Genomic DNA, 8783 nt, shown 5'->3' with positions numbered 1-8783 from the left:
TTTTTTGTGCTGCCAAAATTTAAATTAAGAAATTAAAAACCTAGGAAATCAATTAAATGATTTCTATTTTTTTGCAAAAAAAGAAAAAGGCGTTGCAACTGATATTTAAAAACCATCAGTTTGCAACAGCCCCTTTTTATAGAAAATTTATCTCTTTAACTTTTAAAGTTGCTCCAAATATCATATATATAGCTTCTTCTTTAAAATTACTAATCATCTCTTGAAATATCTCTCCTGCTAATATTTTATATTCTATCACAGGATTTTTTTGAGCATAACTCCTTAAATGTATACTAGATTTCAGATCATCTAGCTCTTTAATATGGTTTCTCCAATTTTTATCTAACATTGTTAACAGACAGTATTTTTCAAGTTGTGGCATCACACCTACACCAAAAGAGTTCTCTTTTTCAAAATATTTTTTCTCTAAATCTAGATATATTCTCTCTACACACTCATCTATATTCATAGATCTATATTCTTCTAAATTTTCAATACTATGCTGAAATCTTTGATTAAAATACTCAACTAGATTCTCTACATCTAATCTATCATCTATATCTTTCACTATGTTTTTTCTTACTATCTTCTCTGTAACCTCTCTCAACATATTCAAAACTGAACTTTTAAGAGTATCACTACTCAAGATTTTATCCCTATTTTCATAGATAGATTTTCTTTGCATATTTATAATCTCATCATATTCAAACAATCTTTTTCTAGCTGTAAAGTTTCTATTCTCTATACTTTGCTGAATTTTTTCAATTGTTTTTGTTATAGTTGGATGTAAAATCTCCTCATTGGGTTTAAAGTTAAATTTATCAACCAATTTTCTAAAATATTCTGATCCAAATACTCCCATTATCTCATCTTCAAATGATAGAAAAAATTGAGATTCTCCAACATCTCCCTGTCTACCAGCCCTACCTATTAACTGATTATCTATTCTTCTTGATTCATGTCTTTCTGTTCCTAAAATAAATAATCCACCAGATTTTTTTACTTGATCTTTCTCAATTTCACAAATCTTCTTATATTTTTCATAACTCTTCTGATACTCCTCTTCTCCCTGTTCTAAAGAATTTTTCATCGCTAATTTTTCTGGATTTCCACCTAAAAGTATATCAGTTCCTCTTCCAGCCATATTTGTTGCTATTGTCACAGCTCCAAATCTTCCAGCTTGTGCAATTATGTCAGCTTCTTCATTATGGTATTTAGCATTTAATACACTGTGTTCTATCTCATTTTCTTTAAGTAACTGTGATAATTCTTCAGATTTTTGTATAGATGATGTTCCCACAAGAATAGGTTGCCCCTTTTTATGTATCTCCTTTATCTTATTTACAATACCATTTAGTTTCTCTTCATGAGTTCTATACAGTATATCTGCATGATCTTTTCTTTGAACTGGTTTATTTGTTGGAATAATTACTAAATTCAGATTATATGTATTTACAAATTCGGCAATTTCAGTCTCTCCTGTCCCTGTCATTCCAGATAATTTTTTATACATCTTAAAATAGTTTTGAATAGTTATACTTGCTATTGTTTCACTTTCTCCTGTTATTTCTAACTCCTCTTTTGCTTCAATAGCTTGATGTAGCCCATCTCCAAAGTGACGTCCATCCATTATTCTTCCCGTAAACGTATCAATTATAGCAATTTTATTATCCTTCACTATGTATTCTTTATCTTTTCTATATAGTTCCTTTGCATATAGGGCCTGTTTTAAGTAATGAGTTAACTCTACACTCTCTGTTGAATAAAGATTTTCAATTTGAAGTAGACTTTCAACTTTTTTTATTCCCTTCTCTGTTAAAATAACATTCTTATCCTTTTCATTAACTTCATAATCTTTCCTCAATTCCTCTGGAATATCATTAAGTTTTTTTCCTCTTTCATTCAAATCATCTATCTGTTGTAATTTCTCTGTTTCATAACTTCTTTCCAATATATCTGCTACTTGTCGAAAAAGTATATACAAATTTACCTTATCATTATTCGCTCCAGATATTATTAATGGTGTTCTTGCTTCATCTATCAATACAGAGTCAATCTCATCTATAATACAACTACTAAATCCACGTTGTACCTTCTCCTCTCTATTTTGTACCATATTATCTCTCAAGTAATCAAAACCAAATTGTGCTGTAGTTCCATATGTTATATCTGCATCATAAGCTACTTTTCTCTCCTCAGGACTACTATTATTTAATACTACTCCTGTTGTAACTCCCAAAAAATCAAAAAGAGGCTTCATTATCTCTCTATCTCTAACAGCTAGGTAATCATTTACTGTTATAATATGAACTCCCTTTCCTTCCAATGCGTTTAAATACATGGGGCAAGTAGCTACCAATGTCTTTCCTTCTCCAGTTTTCATCTCTGATATCTTTCCTTCAAAGAGTACTATTCCACCCAATAATTGAACATCATAATGCCTCATACCTATAGTTCTTTTAGATGCCTCTCTAACAACAGAAAAAGCTTCAATCAATATCTCATCTAAAGTCTCTCCTTTTTTTAATCTCTCCCTAAACTCTATAGTTTTATAACTTAACTCATCATCTGTTAATTTTATAAACTTCTCTTCCAATAGATTTATTTTATTAACTATTTTTTTTAATCTCTTAATCTCTCTATCATTTTTCGTACCAATAATTTTCTTTACTATATTTAACATACTGTTTTACCCTTTCATTGATAATATACTAATATTGTTAAATATGTTATCACAATTTTATCTTTTATTTTTCTATTTTAGGATTTATACTAAAAAAACACTTCATTATTTTTTGAATTTTTTATTAATTCTGTCCAAAAAAAGACAAATAAATTTAATAAACGTGATATAATTTGTGGCATCAAAATAATAGAAAGTAATTGAAAATTTATACAACTATTTATTTTGGTAGTTAATTTTAATCAGATTGATATTACAGCTTGTAATGAAAAGGAGTCAGTATGCTAGGTAATACAAATTTTAAAAAAATATTACTAGATGTTTTAAATGAAATCTTAGATATAAATTTAGAAAAGGATATCGTTTTTATAAAGGATTCTGATTTTAAATATGTCTATGTTAATAATAAATTTTGTGAGATTTTCTCTCTAGATCAAAATACTGTAATTGGAAAATGCGACAATAATTTTATCCAGGACAAAACTACTCTAGAGAACTGTTATCTCAGTGATTGTAAGGCTTTTGAAGATAATTTTATAATAATTGAAGAGACTACTTTTGGTAAAAAATTCAATGTTCTAAAATTAAAAATTAACTTAGGTCACAATAAAAATGGAATTCTCTGTTTAGCAAAAGAGAATTAAATCTAAAGTAAGGATATTATCAAAATGTATAAGATCAAAACTGAAATAAAAAAACTAGAGAGAGAAAACTATAAACTAAACCTAATCATTGGTAAATTTAAAAAATTAGATAGAAAATTTTATCTATTTGAAACAAAGTTTAAAAAAGCTTTAAAAAATGATAGAGCTAACTTTCATTCAACTATTCCTAAATTGAATATACTTGAATCAAAATTAAATAGAATCCAATTTGAATATAGAAAATTGGAGAGCGAGTGTGGAGATATCAGTATATATCAGATGAAAAAACTTGTTAAACTTAATAATAAAAAAATTTACCAACTTTATTCTAAACTCAAAGACAACTTTTAATTTCACACAAGAAAAGACTGAGGAATCTCAAACTCCTCAGTCTTTTTTTTATTATTCTATCTTATCTAAAATAATGAAAAGATCTTCCAAATTACATATGATAATACATGTGAACCAGCATCCAATGAAGATACACTTCCTACACCTTCAGGTATTGCAAATCCAACCTCTTTTGCTATTGTTGTTAGTAATGGTGCCATAGCTGAACCTATTAAAAGTATCAAGCTCATTACTATTATTGAAGATACTAATGCTCTGAATAAATTTCCTTTAGAAGGAATTATTGCCCAAGTTAATAATATAGGTATTATTCCTAAATCTGCAAAAGGTAACATTGTATTTCCTGGTAAAACCACTGCTAATAATAGTGATATAGGTACCATAATTACTCCTACTGACATTATTCCTGGATCTCCAATAGCTATTGCTCCATCAAGTCCTATATATACTTTTCTTCCTGGAAATCTAGCATTCATAAACTCTTGAGCAGCTTCTGATAATGGAATTAATCCTTCCATCAGTATTTTTACCATTCTTGGCATTAGAAACATTACAGCAGCTAAATTCATTGCTAACATCAATACTTCTTTCCATCCATATCCTGCTAAAGCTCCAATTATAGCTCCTAAAATTAATCCCATTATAGCTGGATCTCCAAAAATTGACATCAATGAATTTGTATTTTTATTTTCTCCAGAGTTCATTCTGATATCAATTTTATTTATTCCTGGAATCATATCTATTAATTTATTAATTCCATATCCTACAGGCAACCAGTTTATTGACTCCATATGAGCGAAAGTAACACCTTCCATTCCAAAGTATTTACTTATTATTGGTGCTGCCCAGTCAGCTAATTTTATGATTATCACTATTGAAATTGCTGTTGCTATTAAAGCTAATACCATAGAATGTGTTGTATAATATACTAAGGCTCCGGTAAAAATAAAGTGCCAGAAATTCCATAAATCAACGTTCATTACATTTGTCCAATTCATTGTCAACATAATTAAATTTATTACTAATGCTAATATGAAAACCCAAATTACTAATGGTGTTGCAAATGAAATAGCTGATTCTACTGGCCACCCTACATCCATTGTTGTCAAATTAAGATTAAATCTTTCTGACATCTTTTGTGTAGCTGTTCCTAAATTTCCAACCAACATTCCTATTACTAAATTTACTCCAACAAATCCTATTCCTATTGTCAAACCTGATTTAAAAGCATCTTTTACCCTTAATCTAAAAAATACTCCTATTAAAAATATTATAATTGGAAGTACGACTACAGCTCCCATATCCAATAAAGCTTTTATTATTCCCATAAAATTCCACCCCTATTTTTTTATACTATCTATAATTTCATCTAGTGCTTTTGTTAATCCTACTCCTGTTAAAAAAGGTACTCCTGAAAATACAGGACAATCAAATGTTAATCCTTGTGGTAAAACTACAGTATGTATTACAAAATTTGGCTTTTGTACTTTAGCTAAATTCTCTAATTCTCCTATTTTACATTGAGTTATCTCAACTTTCAATCCTCTTTCTTCAAATCCTTTTTCTATTTTCTTTCTTGCCATAGTTGAAGTAGCAACTCCACTTCCACAAGCTATGATCGCTCTATATTTTTTATTATCTGTTGTATTTACCTCTTCAACTACAACATCTTTTTTCTCTACCTTTTCTCCCTCATTATTTTTAAACAATTTGCTAAATAACCCCATTTTCTCCTCCATTCTACATTAGAAACTCTAATATCTCTTGATTACTCATATTTATAAAGTTCTTTAATTTTTCTTCATACTGTTCAAATAAGTCCATTAGTACTACTAAAATATCATTTTTATTTTCCTTAGTAAGTGCCATTACAAAGAAAACATTACATTCAACTTCTTTATCTAAGTCATCAATACTTTTAAATACTACTGGTTCTTTACTTAAAATAATAGCTATCTTATCTTTTAATACATATTCATCATCTGAATGAGAGATAGCAGTCTTTGTTCCACCTTCTAATATCAATCCAGTAGGATACTCATTTTCTCTTTTTTTTACAGCAACTATAAATTTTTCGTTTACAATCCCATCTTTTAAAAATTCATTCCCTACTTTTTCCAACACTTCATCTCTTGTCATCTTCTTATCAATTCTAAATATATACTTCTCTTCAAACATTCCTCTTCACTCTCTATTTTATAGTTTACAATATGATCCAAATTTCTCTATGTGTCTATCTATTTCATCTTTAGGTAAAATTACTGGCTCTCCAATTGATTTTGCTTTAACATACAATTCAGCACAAAATTCTACATATTCAGTTATTGCAAAAGCATTTTCTATATCTTCTGCTCCAACATTAACTCCGTGATTTGCTAACAAACAAGCTTTAGCTCCTCTAATTGCTTCAGTTGCATTTTTAGCTAATTCAGGTGTTCCAAAAGTAGCATATTCAGCACATTTAACTTCATTAGTCCCTGTTATTGCTATCATATAATCCACTGCTCTTAATGGTTCTCTTAAACATGCTATCGCTGTACAATTCATTGCATGAGTATGAATAAATGCTCCAAAATCTTTTCTTTCTCTATAAGCACTTAAATGCATCTCTGTTTCTGAAGATGGTTTATAGTCTGGATTTCCGTCAACAATCTTTCCTTCTAAATCGACTACCATAATATCATATGGTGTTAAAATATCATATGGAACACTACTTGGAGATATAGCCACTAAATTTTTCTCTCTGTTATAAATAGAGATATTTCCTCCTGTTCCCTTAGTCAACCCTTTTTGTACAAGTAAGTTTAAGTATTTTACTACTTTTTCTCTTTCTAATTGTAGTATCATTTTTTATCACCCCTTCAATTATTTTAAAGATTTTTCTCTATTATTTTTAACACTTCTTTTTTATCTAAACATTTTTCTAACTTTATTCTTAATTTTTTTTCTTCTAAAAGTTGCTTTAATTCCAAAAGTCCTTTTATATGTTCTTCTGAATTCATAGTACATAAAGCAAATATATGTTTGACAGGTAATCCTCCTGGAAAAATAATATCTTCTGCTAATTGTACATATGATAATCCTGTTTTGAAAACATTTCTCTCCATATCTCCGTGAGGTAACAAAACTTTCTCATCTATCAACATATATGTTCCCAAATCTACAATTTTATTTTTCATCTCTTCTATATACTCTTTATCTATGTAACTATTTTTTAATAATATCTCTCCAGCTTCTTCAATAGCTTCTTGCCAAGAATCAATTTTCACACCTAATCTTATATTTTTTAATGGTAATAATTCTAATAATGATTTTGAAACTAAAGAGTTTATCTTCTCTTTTTCAGATGAGTATTCTAACAATTTTTTCTTTATTGTCCCTCTATCTTTAATATCAATATAGTTTTCTATCACTTCTAATATCTCTTCAACTTCTATTTCTATCTTTTTATTTTTTATTCCATAACTTAATAATTTTATAATATCTTCTTTTTTTAAAAAAGCATTTACTCTTATTATTGGAATACTTATTTTCTCATCTTTTATCTCCATTGTTGACAACACATAATCAACATCTAACTCTGTTATATTGTTAATATTATTTAGTGGTACTATATCCACAACCTCTATATCAAATAGTTCCTCTATTTCTTGCTTTAATAAATTAGATGTTCCATATCCCAAACCACAAACAATAACAACTCTTTTATGATTTCTTATTTTTTCCTCTTTTCTTTTTAAAGCTAAAATAAAATGTACTACTAAAAAAGCGATTTCATTATCTGAAAAACTTTTTCCTATATAATTTTCAATCTCTTTCACAAATTTTTTTATATTCATATAATAGTTAGGATATTCATATCTTATCTCTTCTGCTATGGATTCTTGTAAAACAAGATTGTTTTTCAATCTATATATAGTTGGAACTATATGATTTATTAAACCTTCTCTCAAAACTTTATCTTCATTTAAATTTATTTCTATCTCTTTGCTCATCTTTCCTATTAAATTATCAATAAATCTCTCTATTAAAATCCAATTCTCATAAAATGAATACTGAAAATTGTAGGTGTGTGCTCCCAAAATAAACTCTGTTATTTTTATAATCTCTTCACTATTTATTTTGATATTTTTCTCTTCTAAAAGAGCAATGTTATTTTGAATCACCTTATAATCTTCTGTACTTTTTATGAATTGAGAATTTTGACACTTCTCAAGACGCAATTCCTCTCTTAATCTCTTCAATGTTATTAATAAATATATAAAAATAATTTGAAAAGCTTCATCAGAAATTTTCTTTTTTAAATCTATTTTTATTTTTTTAAAAAATACTGCTACTCTCTCAATTAGATCCTTCTCTAAAAAATCCTCTATAATTTTTCTTTTTAATAAATCCAAATCTTCCAATAACTCTATTTTTTCATTTTTTACTACAAAATAATTTCTCAATTTCTCTAAAATTAATTTTCTAATTTCCAGCTCTTCTCCAACTATAATCAGTCCTTTGTTAGCCTTAGATATGATCTCTATGTTCTTTTCTTTTAATTCTTTTCTTAATATTTTTAAATCTTGTTTTAATGTGCTTCTACTTATATTTAAAATAGTTATAATTTTTTCTGCTTTATAACCTTCTGGATTAAATAATAGTAATAGTAGTATTATCTCTATTCTTTCATTGGAACCAAAGACATACTCTTCTTGTTCTAAAATTTTCTCTAAAAATGAAATTTCTCCCTTAAATTTTATAATCTTTTTCTCTATATAAATGAAATTTTTTTGAGAAGAAAAATTTTCATTTAAATCTTTTATTCTATATCTTATAGTTCTCTCTGATATTTTCAATTCTTCTGCTACTTCTTCAATGCTCTTATTAATGTATCTCAATAATTTCAAAGTTAAACTATCATAATACAACTCTTTTTCTCCTCCTCAAAACTTTTATTCCTTTATAGTATTATATTAATATATTTTACTTTTTTTTAAAAGGTCTTTTTCCTTCATTATTTTGTGAAAAAAACAACTTTTAATATTATTTTAATACTTTTTGTTTTATAAATATCTACAAAATATAAAAAAACTGAAGAATTACAAACTCCTCAGTCTTTT

8 protein-coding genes are annotated in these 8783 nt (G+C 27.3%); 2 read left to right on the top strand and 6 right to left on the bottom strand.

The features are described 5' to 3' along the window. Positions 1 to 136 precede the first annotated feature (136 nt). Complete coding sequence (gene secA, locus QZ286_RS03160) at positions 137 to 2683, bottom strand: preprotein translocase subunit SecA (protein WP_291255532.1); 2547 nt, start codon at positions 2681 to 2683, stop codon at positions 137 to 139. A gap of 281 nt (positions 2684 to 2964) precedes the next feature. Here secA and QZ286_RS03155 point away from each other — a divergent pair, with 281 nt between their 5' ends. After that, a complete protein-coding gene (locus QZ286_RS03155; protein ID WP_291255531.1) occupies positions 2965 to 3327 on the top strand; it encodes a PAS domain-containing protein in 363 nt (120 codons plus the stop codon). Between the two features lie 24 nt (positions 3328 to 3351). Further along, complete coding sequence (locus QZ286_RS03150) at positions 3352 to 3678, top strand: hypothetical protein (protein ID WP_291255530.1); 327 nt, start codon at positions 3352 to 3354, stop codon at positions 3676 to 3678. A 65-nt stretch (positions 3679 to 3743) separates the two neighbouring features. Here QZ286_RS03150 and QZ286_RS03145 read toward each other — a convergent pair whose 3' ends face one another. The 5 genes from QZ286_RS03145 to QZ286_RS03125 are packed head-to-tail and all read right to left on the bottom strand — an operon-like array spanning position 3744 to position 8591. After that, entirely contained in the window at positions 3744 to 5006 is a 1263-nt protein-coding gene (locus QZ286_RS03145) for a PTS transporter subunit IIC (RefSeq protein ID WP_291255529.1), read from the bottom strand. Between the two features lie 12 nt (positions 5007 to 5018). Next, positions 5019 to 5405: a PTS sugar transporter subunit IIB gene (locus tag QZ286_RS03140; protein ID WP_291255528.1), complete on the bottom strand. Its 387-nt coding sequence runs from the start codon at positions 5403 to 5405 to the stop codon at positions 5019 to 5021. A 13-nt stretch (positions 5406 to 5418) separates the two neighbouring features. After that, positions 5419 to 5856, bottom strand: a complete 438-nt coding sequence (locus QZ286_RS03135) for a PTS sugar transporter subunit IIA (protein ID WP_291255527.1) — start codon at positions 5854 to 5856, stop codon at positions 5419 to 5421. A gap of 18 nt (positions 5857 to 5874) precedes the next feature. Further along, the gene (locus QZ286_RS03130) at positions 5875 to 6525 is read right to left on the bottom strand and encodes an L-fuculose-phosphate aldolase (protein WP_291255526.1); all 651 of its coding nucleotides are present in this window, start codon (positions 6523 to 6525) and stop codon (positions 5875 to 5877) included. Between the two features lie 23 nt (positions 6526 to 6548). Then, positions 6549 to 8591 (bottom strand): PTS sugar transporter subunit IIA, encoded by a 2043-nt coding sequence (locus QZ286_RS03125; protein WP_291255525.1) that lies wholly within the window; start codon positions 8589 to 8591, stop codon positions 6549 to 6551. Positions 8592 to 8783: the final 192 nt, after the last annotated feature.

The organism is Fusobacterium sp. (genome assembly GCF_019012925.1).
Lineage (GTDB): Bacteria > Fusobacteriota > Fusobacteriia > Fusobacteriales > Fusobacteriaceae > Fusobacterium_A.
This window is presented reverse-complemented; position numbering and strand designations above follow the sequence as displayed.

Excerpts from the sequence above, each read along its gene's own strand:
- secA (WP_291255532.1), bottom strand. The coding sequence starts at position 2,683 with ATGTTAAATATAGTAAAGAAAATTATTGGTACGAAAAATGATAGAGAG.
- QZ286_RS03155 (WP_291255531.1), top strand. The coding sequence starts at position 2,965 with ATGCTAGGTAATACAAATTTTAAAAAAATATTACTAGATGTTTTAAAT.
- QZ286_RS03150 (WP_291255530.1), top strand. The coding sequence starts at position 3,352 with ATGTATAAGATCAAAACTGAAATAAAAAAACTAGAGAGAGAAAACTAT.
- QZ286_RS03145 (WP_291255529.1), bottom strand. The coding sequence starts at position 5,006 with ATGGGAATAATAAAAGCTTTATTGGATATGGGAGCTGTAGTCGTACTT.
- QZ286_RS03140 (WP_291255528.1), bottom strand. The coding sequence starts at position 5,405 with ATGGGGTTATTTAGCAAATTGTTTAAAAATAATGAGGGAGAAAAGGTA.
- QZ286_RS03135 (WP_291255527.1), bottom strand. The coding sequence starts at position 5,856 with ATGTTTGAAGAGAAGTATATATTTAGAATTGATAAGAAGATGACAAGA.
- QZ286_RS03130 (WP_291255526.1), bottom strand. The coding sequence starts at position 6,525 with ATGATACTACAATTAGAAAGAGAAAAAGTAGTAAAATACTTAAACTTA.